At 51.4% G+C, this 25,701-nt stretch carries 28 protein-coding genes and 1 pseudogene; 17 read left to right on the top strand and 12 right to left on the bottom strand.

Annotated features, from left to right (window positions below):
* Positions 1 to 108: 108 nt before the first annotated feature.
* The 4 genes and pseudogenes from KO1_RS18350 to KO1_RS18330 all read left to right on the top strand — a co-directional run bounded on the left by KO1_RS18350 (position 109) and on the right by KO1_RS18330 (position 3,552).
* Positions 109 to 558, top strand: a complete 450-nt coding sequence (locus KO1_RS18350; RefSeq protein WP_224226883.1) for a DUF4354 family protein — start codon at positions 109 to 111, stop codon at positions 556 to 558.
* 172 nt (positions 559 to 730) lie between these two features.
* Positions 731 to 924, top strand: a pseudogene (locus KO1_RS29015) (hypothetical protein); the annotation flags it as partial.
* A gap of 938 nt (positions 925 to 1,862) precedes the next feature.
* Complete coding sequence (locus tag KO1_RS18335; RefSeq protein ID WP_004102417.1) at positions 1,863 to 2,282, top strand: translesion error-prone DNA polymerase V autoproteolytic subunit; 420 nt, start codon at positions 1,863 to 1,865, stop codon at positions 2,280 to 2,282.
* Position 2,283: 1 nt separating this feature from the next.
* A complete protein-coding gene (locus KO1_RS18330) occupies positions 2,284 to 3,552 on the top strand; it encodes a Y-family DNA polymerase (RefSeq protein WP_016808795.1) in 1,269 nt (422 codons plus the stop codon).
* A gap of 94 nt (positions 3,553 to 3,646) precedes the next feature.
* On the opposite strand, the gene KO1_RS18325 is transcribed toward KO1_RS18330, so the two are convergent.
* Complete coding sequence (locus KO1_RS18325; RefSeq protein WP_004102413.1) at positions 3,647 to 4,258, bottom strand: hypothetical protein; 612 nt, start codon at positions 4,256 to 4,258, stop codon at positions 3,647 to 3,649.
* Between the two features lie 176 nt (positions 4,259 to 4,434).
* Entirely contained in the window at positions 4,435 to 5,106 is a 672-nt protein-coding gene (locus KO1_RS18320) for an SOS response-associated peptidase (protein WP_004102410.1), read from the bottom strand.
* A gap of 405 nt (positions 5,107 to 5,511) precedes the next feature.
* On the opposite strand from KO1_RS18320, the gene KO1_RS28770 reads away from it, so the two are divergent.
* Positions 5,512 to 6,072 (top strand): YajG family lipoprotein, encoded by a 561-nt coding sequence (locus tag KO1_RS28770; protein WP_004102408.1) that lies wholly within the window; start codon positions 5,512 to 5,514, stop codon positions 6,070 to 6,072.
* On the top strand, positions 6,069 to 6,521 hold the full coding sequence (locus KO1_RS18310) for a hypothetical protein (RefSeq protein ID WP_004102406.1): 453 nt from the start codon (positions 6,069 to 6,071) through the stop codon (positions 6,519 to 6,521). Before KO1_RS28770 ends, KO1_RS18310 begins: the two co-directional genes overlap by 4 nt.
* A gap of 226 nt (positions 6,522 to 6,747) precedes the next feature.
* On the opposite strand, the gene KO1_RS18305 is transcribed toward KO1_RS18310, so the two are convergent.
* Positions 6,748 to 7,230: a cold-shock protein gene (locus KO1_RS18305; RefSeq protein WP_004102404.1), complete on the bottom strand. Its 483-nt coding sequence runs from the start codon at positions 7,228 to 7,230 to the stop codon at positions 6,748 to 6,750.
* Between the two features lie 109 nt (positions 7,231 to 7,339).
* Positions 7,340 to 7,879: a DUF2058 domain-containing protein gene (locus tag KO1_RS18300; RefSeq protein WP_004102402.1), complete on the bottom strand. Its 540-nt coding sequence runs from the start codon at positions 7,877 to 7,879 to the stop codon at positions 7,340 to 7,342.
* Between the two features lie 208 nt (positions 7,880 to 8,087).
* Here KO1_RS18300 and KO1_RS18295 point away from each other — a divergent pair, with 208 nt between their 5' ends.
* A complete protein-coding gene (locus tag KO1_RS18295) occupies positions 8,088 to 8,399 on the top strand; it encodes a hypothetical protein (RefSeq protein ID WP_004102400.1) in 312 nt (103 codons plus the stop codon).
* Between the two features lie 233 nt (positions 8,400 to 8,632).
* Here the strand turns inward: KO1_RS18295 and KO1_RS18290 are convergent, their stop codons facing one another.
* Both KO1_RS18290 and KO1_RS18285 read right to left on the bottom strand, forming a co-directional pair.
* Complete coding sequence (locus tag KO1_RS18290; RefSeq protein WP_004102398.1) at positions 8,633 to 8,905, bottom strand: ElaB/YgaM/YqjD family protein; 273 nt, start codon at positions 8,903 to 8,905, stop codon at positions 8,633 to 8,635.
* Positions 8,906 to 9,013: 108 nt separating this feature from the next.
* Positions 9,014 to 9,340 (bottom strand): hypothetical protein, encoded by a 327-nt coding sequence (locus KO1_RS18285; protein ID WP_004102397.1) that lies wholly within the window; start codon positions 9,338 to 9,340, stop codon positions 9,014 to 9,016.
* Positions 9,341 to 9,615: 275 nt separating this feature from the next.
* Between KO1_RS18285 and KO1_RS18280 the strand changes: the two genes are divergently transcribed.
* The 3 genes from KO1_RS18280 (at position 9,616) to KO1_RS18270 (ending at position 11,350) form a co-directional block, all read left to right on the top strand.
* The gene (locus KO1_RS18280; protein ID WP_004102396.1) at positions 9,616 to 9,870 is read left to right on the top strand and encodes a hypothetical protein; all 255 of its coding nucleotides are present in this window, start codon (positions 9,616 to 9,618) and stop codon (positions 9,868 to 9,870) included.
* Positions 9,871 to 9,898: 28 nt separating this feature from the next.
* Positions 9,899 to 10,159, top strand: coding sequence for a hypothetical protein (locus tag KO1_RS18275; protein ID WP_024274240.1), 261 nt, complete (start codon positions 9,899 to 9,901; stop codon positions 10,157 to 10,159).
* A 102-nt stretch (positions 10,160 to 10,261) separates the two neighbouring features.
* Positions 10,262 to 11,350 carry an AAA family ATPase gene (locus tag KO1_RS18270; protein ID WP_024274239.1) on the top strand — a complete coding sequence of 363 codons (1,089 nt, stop codon included), beginning with the start codon at positions 10,262 to 10,264 and terminating at the stop codon, positions 11,348 to 11,350.
* A 73-nt stretch (positions 11,351 to 11,423) separates the two neighbouring features.
* Here the strand turns inward: KO1_RS18270 and KO1_RS18265 are convergent, their stop codons facing one another.
* Together KO1_RS18265 and KO1_RS18260 are read right to left on the bottom strand one after the other, a co-directional pair.
* Entirely contained in the window at positions 11,424 to 12,674 is a 1,251-nt protein-coding gene (locus KO1_RS18265) for an MFS transporter (RefSeq protein WP_004102393.1), read from the bottom strand.
* 55 nt (positions 12,675 to 12,729) lie between these two features.
* Positions 12,730 to 15,837: a beta-galactosidase gene (locus KO1_RS18260; protein ID WP_064407079.1), complete on the bottom strand. Its 3,108-nt coding sequence runs from the start codon at positions 15,835 to 15,837 to the stop codon at positions 12,730 to 12,732.
* A gap of 207 nt (positions 15,838 to 16,044) precedes the next feature.
* On the opposite strand from KO1_RS18260, the gene KO1_RS18255 reads away from it, so the two are divergent.
* From KO1_RS18255 to KO1_RS18235, 5 genes are all read left to right on the top strand, one after another.
* Complete coding sequence (locus tag KO1_RS18255; protein ID WP_004102389.1) at positions 16,045 to 17,115, top strand: LacI family DNA-binding transcriptional regulator; 1,071 nt, start codon at positions 16,045 to 16,047, stop codon at positions 17,113 to 17,115.
* Between the two features lie 390 nt (positions 17,116 to 17,505).
* Entirely contained in the window at positions 17,506 to 17,964 is a 459-nt protein-coding gene (locus KO1_RS18250; protein WP_004102387.1) for a GNAT family N-acetyltransferase, read from the top strand.
* 295 nt (positions 17,965 to 18,259) lie between these two features.
* On the top strand, positions 18,260 to 19,489 hold the full coding sequence (locus KO1_RS18245) for a diguanylate phosphodiesterase (protein WP_004102385.1): 1,230 nt from the start codon (positions 18,260 to 18,262) through the stop codon (positions 19,487 to 19,489).
* A gap of 320 nt (positions 19,490 to 19,809) precedes the next feature.
* Positions 19,810 to 20,787 carry a DUF1852 domain-containing protein gene (locus KO1_RS18240; protein ID WP_017145798.1) on the top strand — a complete coding sequence of 326 codons (978 nt, stop codon included), beginning with the start codon at positions 19,810 to 19,812 and terminating at the stop codon, positions 20,785 to 20,787.
* Positions 20,788 to 20,814: 27 nt separating this feature from the next.
* Positions 20,815 to 21,846, top strand: a complete 1,032-nt coding sequence (locus KO1_RS18235) for a methionine synthase (RefSeq protein WP_017145799.1) — start codon at positions 20,815 to 20,817, stop codon at positions 21,844 to 21,846.
* Between the two features lie 235 nt (positions 21,847 to 22,081).
* Here the strand turns inward: KO1_RS18235 and KO1_RS18230 are convergent, their stop codons facing one another.
* The 3 genes from KO1_RS18230 to KO1_RS28845 form a co-directional block, all read right to left on the bottom strand.
* Positions 22,082 to 22,360, bottom strand: a complete 279-nt coding sequence (locus KO1_RS18230; RefSeq protein ID WP_024274236.1) for a hypothetical protein — start codon at positions 22,358 to 22,360, stop codon at positions 22,082 to 22,084.
* 605 nt (positions 22,361 to 22,965) lie between these two features.
* A complete protein-coding gene (mgtS, locus tag KO1_RS28275; RefSeq protein WP_004102377.1) occupies positions 22,966 to 23,061 on the bottom strand; it encodes a protein MgtS in 96 nt (31 codons plus the stop codon).
* 191 nt (positions 23,062 to 23,252) lie between these two features.
* Entirely contained in the window at positions 23,253 to 23,387 is a 135-nt protein-coding gene (locus KO1_RS28845; protein WP_254925826.1) for a hypothetical protein, read from the bottom strand.
* 242 nt (positions 23,388 to 23,629) lie between these two features.
* Between KO1_RS28845 and KO1_RS28765 the strand changes: the two genes are divergently transcribed.
* Entirely contained in the window at positions 23,630 to 23,755 is a 126-nt protein-coding gene (locus tag KO1_RS28765) for a hypothetical protein (RefSeq protein ID WP_004102372.1), read from the top strand.
* Positions 23,756 to 24,094: 339 nt separating this feature from the next.
* Here KO1_RS28765 and ftrA read toward each other — a convergent pair whose 3' ends face one another.
* Positions 24,095 to 25,105 carry a transcriptional regulator FtrA gene (gene ftrA, locus KO1_RS18225; protein ID WP_017145801.1) on the bottom strand — a complete coding sequence of 337 codons (1,011 nt, stop codon included), beginning with the start codon at positions 25,103 to 25,105 and terminating at the stop codon, positions 24,095 to 24,097.
* Positions 25,106 to 25,172: 67 nt separating this feature from the next.
* On the opposite strand from ftrA, the gene KO1_RS18220 reads away from it, so the two are divergent.
* The gene (locus tag KO1_RS18220) at positions 25,173 to 25,565 is read left to right on the top strand and encodes a rhodanese-like domain-containing protein (protein WP_004102369.1); all 393 of its coding nucleotides are present in this window, start codon (positions 25,173 to 25,175) and stop codon (positions 25,563 to 25,565) included.
* Positions 25,566 to 25,701 lie beyond the last annotated feature (136 nt).

The following is a 25,701-nucleotide window of genomic DNA, read 5'->3' as shown; positions in this document are numbered from 1 at the left end:
GCGCCCACATCAAAATGTGAGTTTTTATAAGATTTAAGCTAAAGGGATGAAATAAGCGATAAATGTATTGTAAATAGCATGAGTGTGACTTAACCTTGCTGTGTTGTCATGTTAGTACCTGTTCTTAAGTTTTTAGCGTTAGGGATTATAATGTTCTCCAGGAAAATTAAAATTTTTAGTCTGTTTCTATCTTTAATGGCCGCCGGTCAGGCGATTTCCGCCGTTAAGTCCCCAGACGTCACTGTCTATGCGCAGAAAGAGGGGGCCGGAAGTGTATGGAACAGCGTGACGGGGAAAGCTGAGCATTTGCTATCATATCAGGTTACGGTTAACAACAACTCCAGTGAACCTTTGGTTCCTGGTAAAGATAATAAAATGTGTTTTTACCTCGATGATAATATGGGGAAAACCTTAATGGGGCATGGGATACAGTTAGAACTTTTATCCCCATATAAGCCAGGAGAGTCCCGCACTGGCGTCATTTACTTTTCCAGTACTGAACCCGATATGCTGTCATTACCTTATGTCAAACTTGGTTTAGGTTCCCAGTGTAAATAACTCTTTTTTAGGATTATTAATGTCGGATAAACAGGTCAGGGGATTTACCTTTAGCGGCCTGTTTTTCTTTAATATAAATAATTAAAGCAAAACAGATTGCTCTCCCTTTTTTATCCTTTCTTTTCCTCGTCAGCAAAGTATAAGCATGCGGCGGGCTTCCGGGTTAACCGACTGGATTAAGCAGATAGTGGACCAGGGCTGCCGGTGATTCGTTGAGCAGGGCGGTTTAACGCGAGAAAACGGCCAGCGCTTGCGCGAGGCGGTGCTGTCTCGCGGCAACAGGACTGATCTGATTTAGCTGAGCGTTATCGCCAGCGACGCGGGCAGGATCCGGATATTGAGTGGTGCCGGAAAACCGCGGGCTGAGGTTCGTCGAGCGCTTTGTCGATTCATCGAGAACCGGGTGCCAGAGCCCGGTTTTCTGTTCTTTTTCTTCTCCAGCATCAACCCTTAAACGCATCAATATTGGCCTGGAGATTCTGTTGGGGGGGCTAAAATGCATGCGCATTCGATTTAACCTTAGCAATAAACTTCTCCGTAAGGGACAGCCCTTCGATGATTTCCTTATCTACTACAGCAATTCCATACTGGATGATTAACTCAAGTAGCCCTTCATAGCTCTGTATGAGCTCCTGAAGGCTGTTGAGCGTTTTGCGATCGGAAACTGAGGGGCTCCGGGAATTCGCAGTCGTTTGATTAACAATCCACTCAAGGTTGGCTTTAATTATTTCTATGTCATTGTAACTATACATATTTCATGGGCTTAAATCCTCATTTCAAGATTTTTTTGAGAAAACGTGTTTCTGCCTTCATAGAATGAAGCTGTTGAATAACATTCAAAAACGCTATTACTGAAGGTGTCGATGGCCTGGTCAGACTGGGGGTGAGCTGCAGAAGCGGTTCCTGTTGAATAGCGCTGCTACTGGCATATCCCGTGAAGAAGGGCGCGATGCGCATTATCTTAATTATGCAACGGTTCGCCGATATATCAAGAAATGCACGGTACAAACTGCGGAAAAGTCATTTTCCCTGCGGGATCAGTTTGCTCACCTGCGAACCGTATGCAAGAGCTGCAGGTGAGCAATTTGCTATGAAGGCAGAACCATAGCGACAAAATTTTATCGTCGCACTGCTGGCAAAACCAACAAACAGTTTATCGCCGGGAACATTTTAGGACTTACCTTACTCGTTACATCAATATGTTACGACAGTGAGGTAAATTGATAGACGGAACCTATATTGATATGTCGCCGGGTTAAATCTACTGTATGTATAAACAGTATTTATGTGAGCGGATACTTACAATGATTTTTTACACCCCTGCAGAGCTGCGAGAAGTCCTTTCACTTCCGCTATACAGTTGTCTCGTTCAATGTGGTTTTCCGAGCCCCGCTCAGGATTATGTTGAACAACGAATCGACCTGAACGAACTGTTAGTCAATCACCCCTCAGCGACGTATTTTGTCAAAGCTGCGGGCGATAGCATGAAGGATGCGGGCATTGGTGAGGGGGATCTTCTGGTCGTGGATAGCTCAAGAACTGCAGTCCATGGCGATATCGTGATTGCCGCGGTGGACGGGGAGTTCACCGTTAAGAAGCTGCAGCTTCATCCACGGGTTCAGCTCAATCCGATGAATATCGCTTATACCCCCATCGTCGTGGGTAGCGAGGACACGCTGGATGTATTCGGTGTGGTGACGTATATCATCAAAGCGGCTGGCTGAGATGTTCGCCCTGTGTGACGTGAACTCATTTTATGCCAGCTGTGAGACGGTGTTCAGACCCGATTTAAAAGGGCGGCCGGTGGTTGTCCTTTCCAATAACGATGGCTGTGTGATTGCGCGCAGCGCAGAAGCTAAAGCCGCCGGGATAACGATGGGAGAACCGTTTTTCAAACAAAAGGATCTTTTCAGACGGGCTGGCGTAGTTTGCTTCAGCAGCAATTACGAGCTTTACGCGGATATGTCCAACCGCGTGATGACAACGCTTGAGGAGATGTTGCCGCGGGTAGAGATTTACAGCATTGATGAGGCTTTTTGCGATCTAACGGGGGTGCGAAACTGCCGTGACCTGACGGAGTTTGGTAAAGAGATCCGCGCTACGGTTCTTAAGCGTACGCATCTGACCGTTGGCGTTGGCATTGCCCAAACGAAAACCCTGGCTAAGCTCGCCAATCATGCGGCTAAAAAATGGCAAAGGCAGACGGGCGGCGTGGTTGATTTGTCGAACGTTGAGCGTCAGCGCCGGCTGTTGGCCCTGGTTCCCGTGGAGGATGTCTGGGGCGTTGGCAGACGCATCAGTAAGAAACTGAATACGATGGGCATCAAAACGGCTCTGGATCTCTCAGAGCAGAGCGCATGGGTTATCCGAAAACACTTTAATGTCGTACTGGAGCGAACGGTAAGAGAACTTCGCGGCGAGCCCTGCCTTGAGCTGGAAGAATTCCCGCCGGCAAAGCAGGAGATCGTCTGCAGCCGATCTTTCGGCGAACGCGTCACCGAGTATGAGCAGGTGCGTCAGGCGATCTGCAGCTATGCCGCCCGCGCGGCTGAAAAGCTGCGCGGTGAGCATCAGTACTGCCGCTTTATTTCGACGTTCGTGAAGACTTCCCCCTTTGCACTGAATGAGCCTTACTATGGCAACAGCGCCCAGGTGATGCTTCTCATCCCCACGCAGGATTCCCGCGACATTATCCATGCGGCGGTAAAGTGCCTGGATAAAATCTGGCGCGATGGCCACCGCTATCAGAAAGCTGGCGTCATGCTCGGCGACTTTTTTAGCCAGGGCGTCGCGCAGTTAAACCTGTTTGATGACAACGCCCCGCGGCATAACAGCGGCAAGCTTATGGAAGTGCTCGATCATCTCAACTCGCAAGAGGGAAGAGGCACCCTTTATTTTGCCGGGCAGGGTATTCAGACCGCATGGCAAATGAAAAGAGAGATGCTTTCGCCGCGTTACACCACGAGATACAGCGATTTGCTTCAGGTCAGGTGATAGGGAGAACGCCGCAACTCTATACCATTCCTTTCTTAGCAAGTTGCCTGGTTGAGCTCGCAGCTCGGATAACACGCCAATATCAGCGCAGGGTTCAGGTTGATTCCTGCCCCAGGGTTCCGCGAAAATTGCAGTAATAACCAATAGAGGCGGTGAGACAAAGCATATAACCGAATGATTCGCTGCCTTCCTCAACGACATTTTTTACAACCCGAACGTAACCGTCATCGAGTATGGCCTGCCATAAACCTTGCATACCGAAGAGTCGGGAGAAGACCAGAATAGCCAGCAGCCCGCTGATTAACATGCCGTACCCGGGCGTACGGGTATATTGTGTAAGCTGTTCCATGGTCTGACGATAATGAATAAGTGGATTAATTAAGGCTGCCAGAGCGGCAATCAGCGCAAACCACACCCAACTCCCGTGAGAAATAAGATCAAAAAGGGCGTCCAGCTCACGAATTAGCATGGCAAGGAAAAAGCCGCCAATAAGAATATTGCAGTAGCGCATGGATTTATACTGCTTCGCCAGCAGAAAATGAATAACAACAATGGTAGCTAACACCAACTCCTGAACAATTTCAGTGAGTGATAATTCCGAAATATTATAATCCCAATAATGTATATCGACCCACAGGCAAAGTACCACAAATGCGCAGGTACAAGCCGCGCCAAGGAAGAAGAAAAAGCTTTTAAGTACAGTCATTAACATCACCAATTTTGATTATGGCGAATATGATAGGTGACGTTAATGTAAATTCTGTTCACTTTGTGCTGTATAATAACCTTTCTTTAACACATAATGCGGATTAGCTTATTCTGGGTGATATATTTTACGAACATGGAACGATCGCGCCTGTAAGAGGTATATGCAGATTGTGCTTAGCTGAGTGCTTGTATCAATTCCGGTCCCTGGTTTTTCACATTACCTACCGCTCGCGATACCGGGTGGCAGGCGAAATGGTCTGCGGAAACCGCCCCGTCGGCAATAATCTCTTCCGCTTCTTTCCCACCGACATCCTGGCGCATCCATTTCCTGGCAGCTTCAGGCTCCAGCACTAACGGGCGGCGGTCGTGAATATCGACAAGGCCTCGATCGGCGGCGGACGTGACGATAAGAAACCCTTCCGCTTCATCGCCGCGTTCGAAAGGTACGCTGCCGATCGCCGCCATGAATAGAGGCTTACCGTCTTTACGATGGATGAAGTAGGGTTGTTTTTTATCGCCTTCACGCTTCCACTCGAACCAACCGTCGGCAAAGCAAATCGCCCGGCCATGCTGCCATAGCGGTTTAAACATTCTGCTGGTGGCCGCGGTTTCGGCACGAGCGTTAATAAGCGCGGGTTTGTCCCACCACCCGGGGGCATAGCCCCAGTGTACCGGATCGAGGTGCAGCCGTTCGTTACGTTCGCTGAGCAACAGAACTTTGGTACCGGGCGCCACGTTATAGCGTCCTATAGGCTGCGGATCATAAGCAATGTCGCGCTCGGCTTCTTCAGCCAGATAGGTCAGATATTCTTCCCTGGTTTGTGATTGAGCAAAACGTCCGCACATAGCTACCTCTAATCGGATATCAGATTTTAAGTATAGGTCAGTATGCTTCTCCTCTATTTTCAACGGCGCCGTGGCCGCAATCGCGGCGGACCTGGCCCTCTCGAAGTTCGTTGAGCAGGGCCCGGTTTATGGCGCAAATATCCGCTACTCAATCCCTTTAAAAAATTAAAACCTGAGAAAGTTCTGAATAAATTAGTGTCTATCTTTCAGTATCCTGCGCGCTTTTATCTGATTGCAGTGATAAATGTTGTGAGCGTAGCCGAGAGCCCAAAAAGCGATGGCAAAATCCATTTAACGTCCACGCCAGAGATAATGTTTATCCTATTATTTAACTAACTGATTAAAATCAATATATCTGGATTATTTATTACGTTAGGATGACCTTACAACTAACGGGGATAAATAATGAAAAAACTACTCTTAATTGCTGTTGTTATTGGGTCTTTAACAGGATGTGCCAGCGTTCCACCTCTGAATTTTTCTACACCTGGCGTTGGCGTTAGCCAGAAGAAAATTGATGCACAGCTAAAATCACTCACGGTTTCGCTTGCGCGTCCCGATGAGCAGAAAGGCGATATCGTCGCGGGGATGGAAACCATTACCCCCATTTGGCGAGACTCGTTACAAGAGGCGCTCGATAGAATGGCGATCTTTAAAGATAACTCTGCTAATACGGTGAGCCTTAACGTGAAAGTCTTAGCGATTGACGTTCCGAGCTTTGGCATGGCCATGACAACGAAAGCCGTTGCGCGTTATGAGGTAATTAACCGCTCTAATGGCGATATTATTTATACGCAAGATATCGAATCTACTGGAACTGTGCCTGCATCCTATGCCTTCGTGGGCGTTGTTCGCGCCCGTGAATCAATAAACCGCGCGGTACAAAACAATATTACGCAGTTCTTACAAGCGTTAGAAAGCATTGAACTCTCCCGCCCGATGTTCCCTTCGAAGGTAGATAAATGAGACGGGTCGCTTTAATCACGATGCTCACGTTGTTAGGGGGGTGTGCGCAGGATATTTCCCCGAATAGCTATTCCGTGGGTTCGGTAGGCATGGTGAATCGCTCTATTGCCGGCACTATCATTAGCGCGCGACCGGTCGATATTCGTGGCACATCCGCTTTGGGCGGTGCTGCGGGTACGGCCGCGGGAGCGGCTGCAGGGTCTGCAATTGGAGGAGGCACTCGCGCGAATATTGTCGGCGCTATTGGCGGGGCGGTTGTCGGGGGGCTAACCGGCGCAGCGCTTGAAGCTTCTGCGACAAAACAGACGGGGATGGAATATGTTATCGAAACGGAAAACGGTAATCTGATGACCGTTGTACAAGGTAATACCCCCTTGTTTGTCGAAGGTAATAAGATACTCGTACTATACGGCAGTCCTTCACGTATCATTGCCGATCCTCGGCATTGATACAGCAATGAACGCCGGGCGTAGAGCCTGATAGCTGCCAGTTAAGCGTATTGAAGGTAGCCGCAACCTGCGCGTTGCGGCTGTTTTTTGCGGCTTACAGAAGAGCCAAACCTGCGCCACTGTCCCGGTACCCGGCTGCACAACACCAGTTCGGGAAACGTCAGGCTGCATGGGCAGGCGGGCGGCAGAAAGTGAGCTCTGCCCCGGCTTTCTTCACCGAAGGATCTTACACCTTAAGCAGTTTCACCGTGGCGTCGATGTCTATCTCATCTTCCGTGAAGATGAGCGTGGTGCCCTGGAAGGTGGTGATGGCCAGCTTTTTGACCGAGCGCATTTCCCCGGGCTTAGCGGCTGATTTTGGCCTGATATTTCCCATCAGCAGGCCCACGGAGAGGACCGCGTTCTCTTTATCAATGCGGGTGTCGGCAGGCTCCTCCTCGTTATAAACCAGGTAAGATTTTATCGACGTGAGCTTAATCCGCTCGCCTGCGATATAGATATATTTGCTTTCCGGGAGGACCTTCACGGCGTACGCTGACAAACCCTTGTTATTGGTTGTGGGTTCGAAAGTGACCGCCGCATCCTTTTTAATCAGCTCAGGGTTGGCAACCTTAATCACATGAAAGTAGCGATTATCGCCGTTTTCATCTTTGATAAATCCAAAACCTTTATCTTTAAACCACGTTGTGATCGTTCCGTTCATCGCCATTACCGCCTGGTTAATCGTTTATCTACTCAATTTTTTGCCGCGCGCAGTGTAAAGCACATTGCCCGCGCAGACTACGTCTAAATCTTTTGCCTGAGCGGGCTAACGCGATTTACCACATCAAATCATCAGGTACTTTAAAATCAGCATACGGATCGTCTTCATCCTGCTCTTCCGCGCTGAGCGCGCTGTTTAAGACAATGCTGCTGGCGTCGCGCTGGGCGATCTTATCGGCTACGCTTGCCGGGATAATCGCGTATTTGCTCTCGCCGTCGCTATCACCCGCCAGGCGCGCAATGGCGAGGCGACCGCTTATCAGCTGTGCCTGGGTCAGTTTATCCACGGTGATTTTTTTAATGAAATTGTTATCCGTGAAATTAAAATCAATATTGCCTTTAGAAATATCGATTTTATTCATCTCGATGAGCTGTTTGACCTGCGCTTTATATTCTTTCGATAACGCTGCCTGCTTTTGCTGCTCGCTAAGCTGTTTATCCCGCTCCAGCTGCGCTTTCTTATTCTCTTCCACCGCCTCTCTGGCCTCGCGCGCCTGAACGCGTGACTTTTTCGCCGTTCTTTGAACCTTGGCCATCTTTTTGCTGGTCACTAAGCCGGCTTTTAGCATCTGCTCTTGTAAGGTGAGTTTTGTCATCTCGTTTCTGAATCCGCTGAATAATTTGTGGGATTATACCTGTAATTTTAGCGGATGTGTCAGCGTGCAGGGTTGGGCCTGGGGATAGAAGCAGAAACGGCAGCAAAAAAGGGCGTCGACGCAATAGTGTGAAATGAATAAAAAATCACACAGTGGCGATTTTATTTGCTATAAATTCATTTTTATTGATTTTATATGGAGTCTGTCGATGATTGTCAGAACCTGGCATGGTTGTGTTCCCGTTGCGTTTGGCGATGCGTTTGCGGGGCATTTGCAGGCAACCGGAGTGCAGCATTCGCGGAGCATTGCCGGCAACGCGGGCGCCTTCGTCAGGCGGGAAACGCAGGGGGAGTGGGAACACTTCTTTCTGGCGACCTACTGGAACGATCTGGATGCTATCATCGCTTTTGCCGGTGAAGAGTACCATGTCGCCGTCACCTATGCCGATGATGAGCAATTCCAGCTGCTGTCCGATCCGTACGTTTTCCAGTTTGAGGTGGCTGCGGTGGTGGGAATTTAAGGGCGCTTTAAGGATTTCTTGCAGCAATACCCCACGTTCAGGCTCTCAACGCTTCTGATGGCTGACAAACCGCATAGGGGAGAAATAGCCCGGTAGCGGCAAGCGCTTTACCGGGCCGGTGAAGAGTGCGTAACCTGATAACACTCCGGTGTTTCTCAGCTATTGGCGGGCTGGAATAGGGGAAAGGTGTAAAACCGGCTTGCCATCAGTTTTCAGGCCCGCAGGCTGGAGAATTACTTCCGTCCTGCCAACAGACCAATGACCAGGCCGATAGCGCCGGCGGCCAGCAGTCCGGTTAACGGATTTTCCCTGACGCGCTCGGAGACCTCTGAAACGGCATCCGAAGCCTGAGCGGCGTATTTACGGGCCGCGCCTTTTAGCTGATGTTTCGGCGAATCTACCGCATCACCAAACTGCTGCTGGGCTTCCCCGGCAAATTCATTGACTTTATTGCCCACTTTATCGGCCAGATTCTGCGCGTCGTTTTCATACTCTTGTGATGACATGAGACTCTCCTTTCGTTTGACTTATTTAAGTCTAGTGGCTAACAGGCGAAGTACCAATGTTCGGGCCGCGGCGAGCGTCACTCCAGGAATTTTCCCTAGCGTGAGCGCTTACACGCTACCGTGTTTTTGCAGTACGCCTTTATCGTCGAAGGTAAACAAAATTGATTGCCCTAATCCGTTCTGGCAAACGACGCCATCGGCATGAGTTTTATCGGTGATCCCCTGACAGGCCATATTGCTGACATAAGGACGAATCTGGCATTTGAGGGTTTTACCATCCTCAATAATCAGCTGCTTCGATTTGCTAATCGCTTCTGGCGCGGGAGTCGGGCAGGTACCTTCGCCCCAGTTAACGCCGTGATGTTTATCGAACGCCGAGCAGCCCTGTAATAGCCCCGCGCCAGCCAGAAGAAGTATCAGAGGGAGTTTTGTCATTGTATAATCCTGATGGTTATTTTCGTTTTCAGTATAGAGCGGTGCTCCTGTAAAAAACTTCGCCAGAATTGGTGGTATTCCTGTTATTTCAATTGATTGAGATAATTCTTAGATATAAGATCCCTCGGGCGCTGGGGCTGGAAACGTCGCAATTCATAAATAAGAACTATTGATGTTCACAATTCCTCTTTTTTCCTTCATCATTTGTCAGCTTTTACTACTAATAATCAGCGCTTAGCTCAGCATGAGAAATACATTTTTGACTCAAGGCCGGTATGAACTATAAGAAAGTACTGAAGAATACGTTACTGCTTGCTCCCGTGGCGCTCCTGAGTCTGCAAATGCCCGCCTGGGGCGCAGATGTGACGAAAACGGCGACCTGCCAGAAGGCGCCGCCTGCGGTGGACAAAGAAGGCGTGCCGTTACCGCCCGTTGTTGGTAAAGAGGGCGCGCGTCCGGCTTCCCCGAAAGGCTCGTCCGGCCAGGGCGGCGCAGCGGCCAACTGTCAGCCAGCGGCCATCGAAAATTAATCATTGACCTCAACCCGGGAGAGACATGGTGCACCCGTTAATTAAGGTGATGCTGGTTGGAGGGAAAGGCGACGGCCTGATGGTCAGCGTTGCCGATAACGCGACGGAGATTTCCGTGACGCCTGCGCAGTATGGCGCGAAATCCGGTCAGCCGCTGAGCTACAGAATCGTATCGCAGACCATTGATGATGAACGCTATTTTTTCGGCGTTTTCAACGAGAGCCATGAGGATACGGAAAAACTCAAAAGAGTCGCGCTAACTCGCGGCATGAAAAAACTCTTCGGCTAAGCAGGTTCCGGGCGATCGCTTGTCGTCCGGTCTCCTCATATTTCGTTTTCCTTTTGCCTCCGATACAGTAGAGCGAAACGCTTCTATCAGTTTCGGGAATTTATGATTAACCATATCCGGATAAAAAATTTCAGATCGGTCAGGGATATTGAGCTGGAACTCGGCGCGCTGAATATCGTCTTTGGCCCCAACGGCTGCGGCAAATCCAACATTTATAAAGCCATCCATCTGTTAACCGCCTGCGCCGATGGAAAGTTCTCCGGTTATATCAGCGATGAAGGCGGCCTGGAGAACATTATGTGGTCCGGGCCGAGCGCGCCGAACGATCGCTTTCCGCGGCGGCTGCAGATTGCCTGCCTGACCGATGAGTTTGACTACCAGCTGCAGGTAGGTTTCCCGGAAAAACTGCCGTATCCGACTCAGTTCCAGCTGGATCCCATCGTTAAAGAGGAGTCTATCTGGCTGGCAGGATTTTCCCGACGCCCTTCATCGCGCGTGCTGGAACGCAAAAACCAGGCGGCGTTCCTGGTTGACGTCAATGGTGAAAAAAGCACTTTTACCGACGCGATTTATGAGAATGAATCGATTTTTGGCCAACTGGGCGAGCCGCACCGCTTTCCTGAAGTCTCCAGGGTCAGGGAAACCATGCGCCACTGGCGCTTTTATCACGAATTCAATATAGGCAGACTCTCGCCGTTGCGTCATCCGACGGTAGGTTACCGCTCGCCGGTGCTGGACAGCGATGGGCACAACCTTGCCGCCGCTTTTCAGACCATCGTGGAAATCGGCGCCGAAGAGCTGCTGCATGAGATCCTCGGCGAAGCGTTCCCGGAGTGTACATTTTACTGTGAAAATGAGAATTCGCGTTTCTCGATAAAGATGCGCCGCAATGGCGTCTGGCGACCTTTACTGGCGGCGGAAATGTCCGATGGCACGCTGCGTTTCCTGTGCCTGGCGGTGGCGCTGCTGAGCCCGCGTCCGCCGGCATTTCTGGCTATTAACGAGCCGGAAAACAGCCTGCATCGTCAAATGTTCCCCGCGCTGGCCCGGCTGATTGTCGAAGCCTCCCGCTATAGCCAAATCTGGCTAACCAGCCACTCCGCGGAGCTGGCTGAGCTGGTTTCATCCATGGCGGAAGCCCGGATTTACGGGCTGGAAAATAGCGATGGGGAAACGCGGATCGCCAGCTAGCGGCAACTGACTTATTCGGTGTAGTAACGGTGTATTGCCGAAGCGCCGCCGGAGGGTTTCCGGCGGCCTGATGTTATGCCGCGGCCGGGAGCAGGGTTTTGCTGCCTTTCAGGGTGAACAGCGAGATGAGGGTAAAGCTCAGGGTAATACAGCCCAGGATCAGATAGGCCTGATGGAAGCCGACGGTATCATACATCCGTCCTACCCACGCCGAGAGCACAACGCCTGACAGCTGTTTTGATAAATTGAAACCGATCAGGAACAGGGTCGCCGAGAGCTTCGGGTTAAATGCCGAAGAGATATATTTAAAGGTGCCGACCAGCAGGAACGGGATCTCGAACATATGCAGCATTTTTAAAATGATCACTTCCACCGCCGAGTTAGCGAAAGACGATCCTAAAATGCGTACTGACATAATCATCCCGGCAATTAGCAGGGCGTTTTTAGCGCCAATCCGGTTAATAATCGCCGGGGCGCAGAACATGATTAGCGCGTTAAGTAATTCCCCACCGGTGGTGACGAAGCCGAATACTTCAGTGCCGCGCTGGGGGCTGGAGAAAAAGCCCTTAAAGAAGTTGGCGAACTGCTGGTCAAAAACGTCATAGACGCTGGCGACGCCAACGACATAAATAATAAAGCCCCAGAAGCGCGGCATCCGCAAAAGCTCTGCGGCGGTGCGCATGGAGAAAGCCTGACGGTTGGCGCCCAGGGCATCGATAACCTCGGCGCTGTTGCTACTCTCCGGCTTTGATACCCACAGCAGTACGCCGAGGATCAGAGCGAAACCGGAGGCGATCCAGAACGTAATGTTCGGGTCGATACTAAATAAAATGCCGGTGATTGACGCGCACAGCGCCCAGCCGACGCAGCCGGAGACGCGGACTTTACCGTATTCAAAACGGTTGGCGCGGCTGACGCGTTCAATATAGGCTTCTACCGCCCCGGAGCCGCTGGAAAAGACGATCCCCAGATAAATCCCGCCCACCAGCGCGCCCGCGATGATATTCATCTGCAGCAGCGGCGAAAAGACGAAAATAAAAAAGGGGGCAAACAGGATTAACAAAATCGTAATCGTCCACAGCAGATGCTTGCGCAGACCGAGCTTATCCGAAATCAGGCCAAAAATCGGCTGGAAGATTATCGCGAATAGCGAAATAGAGGAGAAGACGATCCCCGTCTCGGTTTTGGTTAGATGGTTAACTTCCGCCAGCCACACCGGGAAAAAGGGAAAATAGGCTGACATGATGAAATAGTAGAAGAAAAAGAACAGCATGAAATATATAAAATTATGCCGTTCTCGTGGCGCCAGTTCAGAGAGTTTCATTGTGAATATTCCATATTATTATGCCTGTAAGGTTGGGGGCTTGCGCCCCCGATTATTATTGGAAGTGAATCGTTAACTGATATTGCCATTGTGTCTCAAGCAGCAGCCATTGCTGTAGTACGCTGGGCGTCCAGGAGTCATCGCCGCCGATGCCCATGTGCTGAGCGTCGAGGGTGATCCAGACGCCGTTTTCCGGCTTCATCCAGTGCCAGTGATCGGTCTCCATTAACTGCGTGGTGCCATAGGGCTGTACGGAGAAGTGGAAGTTGCCTCCCACGTGCCAGCGCCCCCAGTCCAGCGTTTTGCTGTCGCAGCGCAGGCCGTTTTCCGTCGGGAAAATGTACGGCGTGGTCATCTCCTCCAGCGGCAGCTGCCAGCGGGAGAAGCAGGCGCTGGTGCGGCGGTCCGGATAGTTCTCATGCGGACCGTAGCCGAGCCAGGATACCGGTTGGTGCTGGTCCGGAACCTGGAAATTCAGCCCGATGCGCGGCAGCGGCGGCAGGGTGCCGGCACGTTCGCCATCGACCGCCAGATGCAGCTTGCCTTCGCTATCAAATGTCATCCGCCAGTGGCTGACAATCACCGCTTCGTCGCCGCGCAGATAGTGCCAGCGGCTATCGATAACCACTTCATGGGCCAGGCGCTGAGCGTCGCACTGGACGCAGCGGGCGCTGAGCTCGTAAAGTCCGGCGCTTTTCCAGCGCTCTACCCAGGCGTTAGGGTCAATACGCTCCACTTCGCTGACGCCAATGTCGTTATCCAGCGGTGCGCGCACAAACTGGTCGCGCAGCGGGGTCAGCAGCTGTTCCACGCCGTCCACCTGCCAGTGGGTTAACAGACCGCTTTGCCGATCGATGGTCCATTGCTGCGAGCCGCTGCGGACAATCCAGGCCGCGTCGCTGCTCTCCAGCGCTGGCGCGATACCGGCAGACCGAGGGCCGCGTAGCGCCAGCGGCGCGGCGAGCGGGAACTGCTGCCACGCAACGCGATGCCCGGCGTCGGACCAGACGGTGGCCTGGGGCTGGACTACCTCCAGCGTCAACCACACCTCTTCCGCGCCGGCGGGCAGCGTCAGCGCATCGCACAACGTCAGCTCACTCTGGCCCTCCGGGCAAAGCGCCAGCTTCACGCTACCCTCAGCAAAAGTTTCACCCGCGGCCTGAACCTGCCAGCGCAGCTCTTCGTTATCGGTGGCGCGGAACAGATATTCGCTGCTGAGGCGGATACGCAGCGGGGATTGCGCGAGCAGCGCAAACTGGAAGTACTGCTGCGCATGTTTGGCCTCGATTAAGGAAGGATGCGCGCGGCGGTCGGGGAACACCAGACCGTTCATGCAGAACTGGCGATCGTTCGGTTTGTCGCCAAAATCACCGCCGTAGGCCCAGCCAACGCTGCCGTCGTCGAAGGTTTTACTGATGGCCTGATCCGCCCAGTCCCAGATAAACCCGCCCTGCAGGCGAGGATAGTCGCGAAATGCCTGCCAGTAATCAGCAAAGTTGCCGAGGCTGTTACCCATCGCATGGGCGTATTCGCAGAGGATCAGCGGGCGTTGTTCTCCAGGCAGACTGATCCACTTTTTGATTCCCCATTTCGGCACCGTCGGAATCGGCTGGTCGCGGTCAACGCGGGCGTACATCGGGCAGATAATATCAGTGGTGGTGCTGTCGGCGCCGCCGCCTTCGTACTGTACCGGGCGAGAGGGATCGTTGCGCTTCAGCCAGTGATACATCGCTTCATGGTTACCGCCGCCGCCGGACTCATTCCCCAGTGACCAGATAATAATGGACGGATGGTTGCGGTTGCTTTGCAGCATTCGACTGACGCGGGCGCTGAAGGCCGGTAGCCAGGCCGGATCGTCGGATATTCGATTCATCGGCACCATGCCGTGGGTTTCTATATTGGCCTCATCAACGACGTACAGGCCGTAGCGGTTGCACAGCTCGTACCAGCGTGGGGTGTTTGGATAATGCGAGCAGCGTACGGCGTTAAAGTTGTTCTGCTTCATCAACAGAATATCCTGCACCATATCCTCTTCGGTAACGACCTGTCCGCGCTGGTGGTGATGCTCGTGACGGTTGACGCCGCGGATCAGCAGCGGTTTGCCGTTCAACAGCAGCAGGCCGTTTTTGATTTCAACGCGGCGGAAACCGATATCCCAGGCTTCGGCCTCGATCGGTTCATCAGCGCGCCATAGCGACACGACCGCCCGATAGCAGTCTGGCGTTTCCGCGCTCCATAGCGCCGGACGTTCTACCGGCAGACGAATGGCCGCGCGCTCCGCATAGTTTCCGCGCTCATCGATAATCGGCGAACCGGGCGACTGCTGGTGGCTGGCGACCAGGCGATCGTCATCCCACAGTTCGACTTTCACCGTCAGCTCCTCCAGCAGCGCGACCGGTGCGGCGACGCTTAAGTTCACCAGCAGTTCGGCATCGCGGTAGAGGGCATCCAGCTGCGGCGTAAGCTGGACGTCGCAGAGGTGCAGCGTCGGTTTATTCAGCAGCCAGACCGAGCGGAAGATACCGCTCATGCGCCACATATCCTGATCCTCAAGCCAGGTTCCCGCGCTCCAGCGCATCACCATCACGCAGATACGGTTATCGCCCGGCTGAAGATAGGGGGAGAGATCGAAGGCCGCTGGCAGGCGACTATCCTGCGAATAACCGACCCATTCGCCGTTGCACCACAGATGAAACGCGGAGTTGACGCCATCGAAGATAATCTGCGTCTGGCCGTCGGCCCGCCAGTTCTCATCAACGCGAAAGGTCAATGAGTAGCAACCGGTCGGGTTCTCGTGCGGAACGCGCGGCGGGGTGGTGTCGATAGGGTAGCGAACGTTGGTATAGATGGGCGCATCGTAGCCCTGCATTTGCCAGTTTGAGGGTACCGGCGTACTGCGGCTGTCCGGCAGATCGTCCTGCAGCCAGCGGGCATCCACGTCAAACGGGCTGCGGGCCCAGGAGAATTGCCACTGGCCGTCAAGCCGGCGGCGGAACGCCGAGGGCTGGTTGTTCCGCGCGGCGTCGGTATCGCGCCAGCTGGCGAAAGTCGGGTGGGCCGGTAAACGGTTGAGATGGGTAATGGTCTGGTTCTGCCAATCCTCGCGGGCGAGAATCTGATGGAACGTGGCTGCTGCGGCGGAAATAGAGTGGTGTTGTTGCATACGCATTCCTGACGGATAAGTGATAAAAATGTCGTTCGCTAGATAATATGATTTTGTTATCAGTTATTTTCGCTATAGCCGCAATATTGGCGAAAATGAAACCCACCGGCGATCACGAAAAGCTGGGAAAACAGCTGATTTTTGTCGTCTTTTAAACATAAAATGTTAGCGGACGACATTGAGGTTTTGATTCAGAAGGAGTGCACTATGCAGCGTCGCCTGGCAACGCTTGACGATGTGGCCCGCGAGGCCGGCGTTTCTCAGCAAACGGTCTCCCGGGTGCTGAATAATCCTGGGGTGGTGTCCGAACGAACCCGCGAAAAAGTGATCCGCGCGATGCAGACGCTGCGCTATGTACCAAACCGCTCCGCGCAGCTGCTGGCGGGTAAGTCCGCGCCGTCGATTGGGCTGATTACCGCCTCGCTGACGCTGCACGCGCCTTCGCAAATCGCCGCGGCGGTGAAAAGCTATGCTGGTTTGCATCAGCTTGAGGTCTCAATTGCGATGCCGGTGCAGGTCGATTACGCGTCTCTGCAGGCGCGACTCAATGAGTTTCGCGCCCAGCATATTCGCGGAGCGATTATCAGCCTGCCGCTGGAAAGTAGTCTTGCGGAGCGTCTGGTGGCGGAGAATCCAGATATAGCCTGCATGTTTCTCGATGTTTCGCCGGAGGCCGACGTTTGCGGCGTGCGTTTCGATCATCGTGATGGATGTGGCGCCTGCGTGCGGCATTTGTGGGACGCCGGACACCGCGAGTTCGGACTGCTTGCCGGGCCGGAAAGCTCGATCTCCGCGCGAATGCGGCTCAGCAGCTGGCGCGAGGCGCTGCACCGCCTGGGCGTCAGTAATGCGGTAACGGTGTTTGGCGACTGGAGTGCCGCCAGCGGCTGGAGTAAAACGTTCGAGCTGCTGCATCAGCATCCGCGCATTAGCGCGATCGTGGTCGCTAACGATCAAATGGCGCTCGGGGTGCTGAGCGCGCTGGCGCAGCTTTATCGTACCGGCAGCCAGGCCATCTCGGTGACCGGTTATGATGACACGGCGGACAGCCTCTACTTCCAGCCGCCGCTGACCACCGTCGCCCAGGATTTCAACGTGCTGGGGAAAAGGGCGGTCGAGCTGCTGATCAAGCTTATGGCTGCCCCACAGCTGAAAATTCGCGAACTGCTGCCCACGCGCCTGATTATCCGCCAGTCCACCTGGCCCGTTACGGGGAACGGGGAGGGGGAGAAAGATGAGCTGATTAGTCAACTTAAGGCGCTGGTGGAAAAGCTATGAGCGCCACCGCCGTTTAGCTTTCATTGAAGTAGCCTGTGGTAGCGTACCGATTAGAGACGTAGACAGAGCTGCTCGTGCTCTGCACGTAAAAATGCAAAATACAATCTATCCATGCAAGCATTCATTCACCGCCAGGTCACATGGCGGTTTTTTTTGCCCATTTTTTGCCGACGGAAAACGTTCTGATTTTATTTAATTCTGCTGGCTGGCGGGTTAACCGCCTGCTGCAAGCATAAATGCGCTGGTTTTTCCGCAGGGTATCAGAAGATTTCCCGAGGCCATAGTTTTTACCACAGCATAATATGCTATTGGCCTGGCGGGCCGGCCTCTCTTTTTTCAGCGTCGTTCAGCTATGCTGAAAGCCAGGGCTGGCGAGTTTAGGGCAATATCATGATGGTATTAAAAGAGAAAGAGCACCTGGAGTCTGTTGACTGGCGCAGGGTTGCGGAGATCATTGCCGATGCGGGACTTAATCAGCGCGATGTGGCATTGGTTGAACGGGCGTTTCGTCATAGTACTTTTTGCTGGTTTGGCTATGAAAAGGGTCAGCTGGTCGCCGTTGCCCGCGCGATTAGCGATCTGACCTGGTGCAGCTATCTTGCGGATGTTGCGGTGGCCCCGAACTGCCAGGGGAAGGGATACGGGAAGTTGCTGATGCAGGCGGTCAGCGAGCGGCTGAGGCCGTTTGGCAAAACCTTTATCTATTCGGTGGTGGATAAAGTCGGCTTCTACCGCCGTTTTGGTTTTGAAATGCTGACAACGGGTATGGTCTGCGCCAGCGCCGAGAGTCTACTGCGCATGCGCGAGCAGGGATATATTTGTCAGGACAGCGACACTAGCCAGCTTTAGCCGCTTCATCTTGCTCTTTATATTTTTCATGCCATTGCGGCCTGATAAACAGAAAACAAATAGCCTGGATGCATTTTTTATATTTCTGAATCTACCAGGGGCCTCATCGGATATTATAAATTTATTTTTGGCTTTAAGAGGTCTTTATTAGCGGTGGGGGCATGTATTTTTTATATTAAGGATAAGTCTCCAGTTGGATTTGTGGATGGATGCAAAATATTATAAATAAGCTGTGTTTAAAAGTGAAAGTGTGTTACACAGTCTCTTTTCTCCTGGCAAAAATCTGGATGGGATTATGCTGACAACCCTGATTTACAGAAGTCAGATACCTTTAACTCATGAAATTAATCTCTCTTTGCTGGTTGAAAAAGCGAATGTTAATAACATGTCTCATGGCGTTTCAGGCATTCTTCTTTTTAAAGATAATGTTATCCTTCAAGTGCTTGAAGGTGACGAAAGTATTCTGGAGCAGCTCTTCAGCAAGATTAAACACGACAGCCGACACTTTGGTGTCGTCGAGCTGATGCGAGATTACGCCCCGCGCAGGCGCTTCGAAAACGTCGGTATGATGTACTTTGATCTGGATACGCTAGAAGCCGATGCCGTGCTGAAAACCGTTCGCCAGCTAAGCAAGTTGAAGAGCTATCTTCTGACGGAAGAGCGCGTTTATAAATTTATTCATACGTTTATAACGCAAAAAAGAGCTCTCCCGGTTTCCCAGTATTTCCAGCCTGAAAAATGGTCAGTTATCCCACAAAGATCGCCTTTTCATACACCTGAACGCTCCCCAGTTGATACTCAATGCTGCCAGTTTGCATTTCAGCCCATTATTGAGCCCCTGGCCGGTCATATCACTTCACTGGAAGCGCTTATTCGTAATAAAGATGGTGGGAGTCCGGCGAGCTTTTTTGCTTCAATCGACCATAATAAACGTTATGAAATTGACCTCAACTCTAAATCGGTGGCTTTCGCGCTGGCAAAAGAAATAGACATCGGCGATCATAAAATATCCATTAATATTCTGCCGATGTCTTTGGTGGTGGTTCCCGATGCCGTGGAATTCCTGCTGCAGGAAATTAAAAAGTATGGGTTGATGCCTGAACAGGTTATCGTAGAAGTGACTGAAGACGAAATGATCTCCGGTTTCAGCCAGTTTAGTAGTGCGATTAAAAAACTGCGCGTCTCCGGAATGGGGCTGGCTATTGATGATTTTGGTGCCGGTTATGCCGGACTGTCGTTGTTAACCAAAATCCAGCCTGACAAAGTCAAAATCGATCGTGAGATTATTACCAATATCCACCTGAGCGGCCCTAAGCAGGCCGTCGTCCGTTCTATCATCAGCTGCTGTCATGAGCTGGAAATTGCGGTGGTGGCGGAAGGGATTGAACGTATCGAAGAGTGGTGCTGGCTTGAATCCGCAGGTATCAAGCGATTTCAGGGGTTCTTGTTTGCCCTGCCCGAACTGAACGGCGTAGGAGAGATACGCTGGCCGGTGAACACAGCGGATAGCCTCGTACAGGCGTAAAAACGAGTTATCTTCGCGCGGCCTTCCGATCGCCGCGCTTCGATTTATGCGGCCCGGTAGCGGCCATCTGAGCGCCTGCGCCCGCCGCGAATCCTCTCAATCCCCGCCTACAGCGATGCTGAACCATGCTGTGATCCAGATCATGAAAATGGCTCATGTTGCAATGAAATTAAGTCGCTTTCCCTCCTTGCGGGGCTCTGGCATAAATTAGCTAATATTAACTTATTGGCAACATGAAGAGTGCTGGCGAGCAAATCCGTTAACGCCGGGAATTCGTCCGATAATCACTTTTCATTGCAAAACCAGGATGCCAGATCGCCATGAATAAAGATTTTACGTTTACCATTAAAAGCACACTGTTTGATGAAAACTATAACCCCTCGGAAAGTACGCGTATTACGACCAACTTTGCTAATCTGGCTCGCGGCAAAAATCGGCAGGAGAATTTGCGCAACACCTTAATCATGATAGACAATCGGTTCAATACGCTGGCGCATTGGGATAATCCCAAAAGCGATCGCTACTCTGTTGCGTTGAATATTATTTCCGTGGAAATGGTTATTGAAGAGACTGGAACCACCTTTCCGGCGATTGAGATATTGCAAACCACAATTATTGATAAAAGAACGGGTGAGCGTATTGAAGGCATCGTTGGCAATAATTTCTCCTCGTATGTTCGCGACTATGACTTCAGCGTATTGCTACCGGACCATAATAAACAACGTTCAGGCTTTAGCATCCCAGATGATTTTGGCGACTTGCACGGGAAGATCTTTAAGCATTTCGTTCACTCCGCCGAATATAAAACCAATTTCAAAAAGCCGCCGGTGATCTGCCTCAGCGTGTCCAGTAAAGACACCTATCAGCAGACCGGAAACCGCCATCCGGTATTAGGCCTTGAGTATCGGCCAAACGCCTCGTCTTTGACCGAGCAGTATTTTGCAAAAATGGGCCTGCAGGTCCGCTATTTTATGCCGAAAAACAGCGTAGCGCCTTTGGCATTTTATTTTACCGGAGATTTACTGAGCGATTACAGCAGCCTTGAGCTGATGAGTACCATCAGCACGATGGAGACGTTCCAGAAGATATACCGGCCTGAGATCTACAACGCTAACTCCGCAGCAGGACTGTGCTATCAGCCGGATCTGAATCATCAGGATCATTCGTTAACCAAAATAGTTTATGACCGGGAAGAGCGTAGCCAGCTGGCTATAGAGCAGGGAAAGTTTACTGAAGAGCACTTTATCAAACCGTATAAAAATATTCTTGAGCAGTGGTCTGCTTATTCCGCTCTTTAATCCATCGCAGATATAAGGCTATTTATAATGAAAAAATTACTTCCTACTTCAACGGCCGGCAGTTTACCGAAACCTTCCTGGCTTGCAGAGCCTGAGAAACTATGGTCTGCATGGAAACTCGAAAGCCAGGAATTAATCGACGGGAAAAAAGATGCACTGAGTTTGTCCTTATTCGATCAGCTACGCGCCGGCATTGATATCGTCAGCGATGGCGAACAAACGCGCCAGCACTTTGTCACCACGTTTATTGAGCACCTCAGCGGCGTGGATTTCGCAAAGCGCGAAGTCGTCAAAATCCGTAATCGCTATGATGCAAGCGTCCCGACCGTCGTGGGGGCCGTCGAGCGGCAAAAGCCCGTTTTTGTTGAAGATGCGCGTTTTTTACGTCAGCTTACCAAACAGCCGATCAAATGGGCGCTCCCCGGGCCGATGACTATGATTGATACGCTCTATGACGATCACTATAAGAGCCGCGAAAAACTCGCCTGGGAATTTGCGAAAATACTCAATCAGGAAGCCAAAGAGTTGGAGGCCGCCGGCGTTGATATTATTCAGTTTGACGAGCCCGCCTTTAACGTATTCTTTGACGAGGTCAATGACTGGGGGATCGCGGCATTAGAAAGAGCCGTTGAAGGACTCAAATGCGAAACCGCGGTGCATATCTGCTATGGATATGGCATCAAAGCCAATACCGACTGGAAAAAGACGCTGGGGACGGAGTGGAGACAGTATGAAGAAGCGTTTCCTCAACTGCAAACCTCCAGCATCGATATCATTTCGCTGGAATGTCATAACTCGCATGTTCCCATGGATCTGCTTGAACTGATTCGCGGTAAAAAAGTGATGGTGGGCGCTATCGACGTGGCGACCAATGCGATCGAAACGCCGGAGGAGGTCGCCGCAACCTTACGTAAGGCGCTGCAGTTTGTTGATGCCGATAAGCTTTATCCTTCAACCAACTGCGGTATGGCGCCGCTATCGCGGCGGGTCGCAACCGGCAAGCTCAATGCGTTAAGCGCCGGGGCGGAAATTATTCGCAGGGAACTTCAGGGTAAATAGCACCCAGAGCTGTGCGCGTGGCGGCATAATCTGGGCGTTAATCACAGACGCCTGTCTGGCCCTGAATTAACCGTTCGCTGTCAAACCGCCATCGAGCCGAAAGGGCAGGTAAGCATTGCCGCTGCTGACTATCCGATATTCAGCGCAGGGAATAGCGGCAATGCGATATTTCTGACGTAGTGATTAACTGCTGAGCGATGAACCTGCAGGATAAATCAATAAGTAGCGCCCGGCGCTACTTAAAATATTTATCCAGCGGATCGTGATGACGGTATTTTCTAAAGAAAAATAGCCAGTAGACAAAACCCAGGATAGCGCCCAGCCCGGCAAACTGCAGATAAAGAATTTTACGCAGATCAAGAAGGTTCAAAAATGAATACGAGCCTTGCCACATATCAATAATCCCGCCGTTTATCACCAGGTCCGTGAACAGCGCCAGTGCCGGCAGGGCAACAGCGTAGGCCGCCATAAGGTATAACAGTGCTGCCAACCTCATTTTGGTATTGATACGCATATTTCTCCCTCCTTGGCAGTAATCAACAAGTATAACATGGCTCATCACGAGCCTGTCTGCGGTCAGCGATATTTGAATCTGATACCTCGGATTAAAGTTATGGGTTAAGGAGGCTCTGGCTGATGCAGCAATGTGGGTTGCAGGTTGGGGCGTTGGTAAGGTTGTAGCCCCCGCTATCATGTTATGGGAAAAAAGACATATACTTAGATATCCTTCAAGGGAGTTTGTTGCAAATAAGAAGCGTGTCCACTCATGGTGCTTTTTTTAAAGCAAGGGATAGGTCTGTATATTATGAATCTCAGCTTATACATGAATTTTACTTACTGTTGAAGTATGATGATTTTAATGATTTAGATATTTGCTTTTTAAATAAAAATGCTCGCTGGTACTATGAGGACTGTAGTGAAAAGAAAAGTTTCTTATACGAGCATCAATTGAAGAGAATTTCTTCTCTGTTCTCTTTGGTTCCGGAGGAAATGAGAAATAAACTTGAATGGCACGGGCCAGAGGTTAAATAGCTTTACCAAGAAAAATCACGCTAACAAAAACGCCCCCTGGTGCATCAGCAGCAGGGGGCGTTTACGGGTGGGGATTATCGTCGTTCATCAGTCATCCCATTTGTGGCTTAGATACGCGGCAAGAAATCCAAAGAACAGAATGGTTCCCAGAACTGCCATAAATACATGCATATTTCCCAGCATGATTAACCTCCATTAGTTTTGCTATGCGCTAAATTGTCCTCATTGAACAGGTTTACGGTTGTTGAACATATCTTAACTTGCGCAATCTAAACAAATGCTTAACAAATTGCCGATAGTGACTATTTCACGGACCAAAAAGCCGCATATCGGTCAGGCTGTATACTCTTTTGATGCTGCAACGGGCTAAGCATCTACTGCTGGCGGAATTGATGGCGCAGGATACAGCCATTGGCGAAACCACACAGAGCAGCAGGAAATTGGTAATTAACAAGCACAAGCGGTAAAAAAATACTTTTTAAATAATCTTTAACGATATCAATACTCATATTAAAAATTACCTCATTGAATAGCGATTTACTCAATAACTCCTTAGCTATAATTCATTCTGCACTATAGTTAACGAGTAGCACAACGCTACATATGATAATGGAGTTTCCTATGAAATCTTCAACTGTAAATTCAGAAAAAGACCAGCCAAAACAGCCGAAAAAAATGCCTGAAGATGATAAAGGCAGCCAGAAACCGAACAAAAGCAAATAGCCCTTTCACACGTTGTTTAGGAGGCATTATGGTAGAACGCCCAGATATTACTGAACCGCTACCGGGTACTGACCCTTTACCTGACGAAGATTTACCTGAAAGTCCGGACGTAAACGATCCGGTAGTCCCTGAAGACCCGGATGTCATTAAATAACGGCTGTCTGGATATTCAAAAAACCGCCTTATATTTCGGGCGGTTTATTTCTTTTAAGCTCATCTCCGCAGACTGATTTATATCGATAAAAGACGACGACAATTGCGGTGGTTTTCACATTGCCTTTGAATGAATAACCGCGTAGTCGCTTTCGGCCGGTATCAATATGCCGGCACGATTTTTCCGGCCAGGCTTATCGTTCACTGGCCATAGAATATGAATTGACGGCCCAGTGTCTCGCACTAGCGATATGCGCGTATCTAAGATGACACGTGAAGTAACAGAGCCAGCAAAACAATCACTTACCACATTCCTCCGAGCGACAATATCGCTGATAAATTACGCTCGGTTTGTTTCACTCTGCATTGTCTTTCGATACTGCAACGGGCTAAGCGCATACTGCTGGCGGAAGTGATGGCGCAGGGTGCTGGCATTCGCGAAACCGCAAAGCTCGGCAATCTGCTCAACGCTCAGGCGGCTGTGGGTTAAATGCTGGGTCGCGCGCAGCAGTCGCTCATCAAGCAGCCAGCGGGCAGGGGTTTTACCGGTAGCGTCTTCAAAACGGCGTAAAAAGGTCCGTGAGCCCATACCGGCTCTTTCCGCCAGCGATGCCACGGTATGGTTGGCGGCGAGATTCTGGTGCAGAAAATCGAATAATAGTCCGAGTCGCTGGCTTTCTCGCGCTTTGGCTACCGGCCGAACAATCTGCTGCGCCTGTCCGCCGTCGCGATGGGGGGACACCACTAAACGCCGCGCGACAATATTCGCCGCATCAATACCGAAGTCCTCGCGCACCAGATGCAGACATAAATCGATTCCTGCGGCGCTGCCTGCGGAGGTCATCACGCCCTCAGCGCCGACGTACAGCACGTCATCAATGACTTCAATCAGCGGAAAACGCGCCCGCAGCTGATCGGTGTAGCGCCAGTGGGTGGTCGCCTGGCGGCCGTTAAGCAACCCGGCAGCGGCCAGAACGAACACCCCGGAGCAGATCGAAATTATCCGGCAGCCCCGCGCATAGGCGGCAACCAATGCCTGGCACAGGTCAGGCGGCACAGGGGAATCGATACTGCGCCAGCCGGGCACTACGATCGTGTCCGCTTCGCTTAACAACGACATGCCGCCGTCGGTCATCAGACGTATCCCGCCGGTTGCCCGCAGCTCGCCTTCATCCACCGCGGCCACGGCGAAACGATACCAGCGCTCGCCCATTTCCGGACGCGGCAGGCCGAAGATCTCTACCGCGACGCCAAATTCAAAGGTACACAGGCCATCGTAGGCGAGGGCAACCACCCGGTGGCGTGACAACGTCACGGATGGGGTTGTCATGATTTCAGCGTTTTCAGTCATGGTTATCGGCAGATGTCGTGCAGGCGGTTAATTAAAGTAGTGGTACCACAGACAAGGAGAAGATGCCATGAGTGTTGTAACCGCGATTACCCCCGCCAGCTCTACCGATGCCGCCGCCTGGTTTCGTCATAAGCTAAGCCTCGAAACTGACTGCGCCGATGTCTACAGCGCGATGCGCGAAGAAGACGTGGATTTTGTTCTGCTACATGTCGTCGGCAGTGAGGAAACCTTTGCCCGTCGTCATCTGCCGGGGGCCCTGCATTTACCGCACCGACAAATTGATGCAACCCGAATGGCGCAGTGGCCTGAGGATACGCTGTTTGTGGTTTACTGCGCCGGGCCGCATTGCAACGGAGCAGATGTTGCCGCCATGAAGCTGGCGCTGCTGGGACGTCCGGTAAAAATGATGCTCGGCGGCCTGACAGGCTGGGAAGATGAAGGGCTACCTTTCGCAAAATGAATTTATTTCATGTGCCATGAATTATTCTCGTTTGCCGATGAATCGTCTGCATGACAGTATCTGGACATATAGACATCCAGAAGTCTAAATATTCAAATAATGAACTATCACGGTGGGCAATTAACCTTGCCCGCCG

Origin of the sequence: Klebsiella oxytoca NBRC 105695 (assembly GCF_001598695.1) — a bacterium.
In the GTDB taxonomy this organism is placed as follows: Bacteria; Pseudomonadota; Gammaproteobacteria; order Enterobacterales; family Enterobacteriaceae; genus Klebsiella; species Klebsiella oxytoca.
The sequence above is the reverse complement of the archived record's forward strand: the minus strand, read 5'-3'. Positions and strand labels throughout refer to the sequence as shown.

Coding starts and splice junctions, on each gene's coding strand:
- KO1_RS18350 (WP_224226883.1), top strand. CDS start 109: ATGTTAGTACCTGTTCTTAAGTTTTTAGCGTTAGGGATTATAATGTTC.
- KO1_RS18335 (WP_004102417.1), top strand. CDS start 1,863: ATGATTTTTTACACCCCTGCAGAGCTGCGAGAAGTCCTTTCACTTCCG.
- KO1_RS18330 (WP_016808795.1), top strand. CDS start 2,284: ATGTTCGCCCTGTGTGACGTGAACTCATTTTATGCCAGCTGTGAGACG.
- KO1_RS18325 (WP_004102413.1), bottom strand. CDS start 4,258: ATGACTGTACTTAAAAGCTTTTTCTTCTTCCTTGGCGCGGCTTGTACC.
- KO1_RS18320 (WP_004102410.1), bottom strand. CDS start 5,106: ATGTGCGGACGTTTTGCTCAATCACAAACCAGGGAAGAATATCTGACC.
- KO1_RS28770 (WP_004102408.1), top strand. CDS start 5,512: ATGAAAAAACTACTCTTAATTGCTGTTGTTATTGGGTCTTTAACAGGA.
- KO1_RS18310 (WP_004102406.1), top strand. CDS start 6,069: ATGAGACGGGTCGCTTTAATCACGATGCTCACGTTGTTAGGGGGGTGT.
- KO1_RS18305 (WP_004102404.1), bottom strand. CDS start 7,230: ATGGCGATGAACGGAACGATCACAACGTGGTTTAAAGATAAAGGTTTT.
- KO1_RS18300 (WP_004102402.1), bottom strand. CDS start 7,879: ATGACAAAACTCACCTTACAAGAGCAGATGCTAAAAGCCGGCTTAGTG.
- KO1_RS18295 (WP_004102400.1), top strand. CDS start 8,088: ATGATTGTCAGAACCTGGCATGGTTGTGTTCCCGTTGCGTTTGGCGAT.
- KO1_RS18290 (WP_004102398.1), bottom strand. CDS start 8,905: ATGTCATCACAAGAGTATGAAAACGACGCGCAGAATCTGGCCGATAAA.
- KO1_RS18285 (WP_004102397.1), bottom strand. CDS start 9,340: ATGACAAAACTCCCTCTGATACTTCTTCTGGCTGGCGCGGGGCTATTA.
- KO1_RS18280 (WP_004102396.1), top strand. CDS start 9,616: ATGAACTATAAGAAAGTACTGAAGAATACGTTACTGCTTGCTCCCGTG.
- KO1_RS18270 (WP_024274239.1), top strand. CDS start 10,262: ATGATTAACCATATCCGGATAAAAAATTTCAGATCGGTCAGGGATATT.
- KO1_RS18265 (WP_004102393.1), bottom strand. CDS start 12,674: ATGAAACTCTCTGAACTGGCGCCACGAGAACGGCATAATTTTATATAT.
- KO1_RS18260 (WP_064407079.1), bottom strand. CDS start 15,837: ATGCAACAACACCACTCTATTTCCGCCGCAGCAGCCACGTTCCATCAG.
- KO1_RS18255 (WP_004102389.1), top strand. CDS start 16,045: ATGCAGCGTCGCCTGGCAACGCTTGACGATGTGGCCCGCGAGGCCGGC.
- KO1_RS18250 (WP_004102387.1), top strand. CDS start 17,506: ATGATGGTATTAAAAGAGAAAGAGCACCTGGAGTCTGTTGACTGGCGC.
- KO1_RS18245 (WP_004102385.1), top strand. CDS start 18,260: ATGCTGACAACCCTGATTTACAGAAGTCAGATACCTTTAACTCATGAA.
- KO1_RS18240 (WP_017145798.1), top strand. CDS start 19,810: ATGAATAAAGATTTTACGTTTACCATTAAAAGCACACTGTTTGATGAA.
- KO1_RS18235 (WP_017145799.1), top strand. CDS start 20,815: ATGAAAAAATTACTTCCTACTTCAACGGCCGGCAGTTTACCGAAACCT.
- KO1_RS18230 (WP_024274236.1), bottom strand. CDS start 22,360: ATGCGTATCAATACCAAAATGAGGTTGGCAGCACTGTTATACCTTATG.
- mgtS (WP_004102377.1), bottom strand. CDS start 23,061: ATGCTGGGAAATATGCATGTATTTATGGCAGTTCTGGGAACCATTCTG.
- KO1_RS28845 (WP_254925826.1), bottom strand. CDS start 23,387: ATGAGTATTGATATCGTTAAAGATTATTTAAAAAGTATTTTTTTACCG.
- KO1_RS28765 (WP_004102372.1), top strand. CDS start 23,630: ATGGTAGAACGCCCAGATATTACTGAACCGCTACCGGGTACTGACCCT.
- ftrA (WP_017145801.1), bottom strand. CDS start 25,105: ATGACTGAAAACGCTGAAATCATGACAACCCCATCCGTGACGTTGTCA.
- KO1_RS18220 (WP_004102369.1), top strand. CDS start 25,173: ATGAGTGTTGTAACCGCGATTACCCCCGCCAGCTCTACCGATGCCGCC.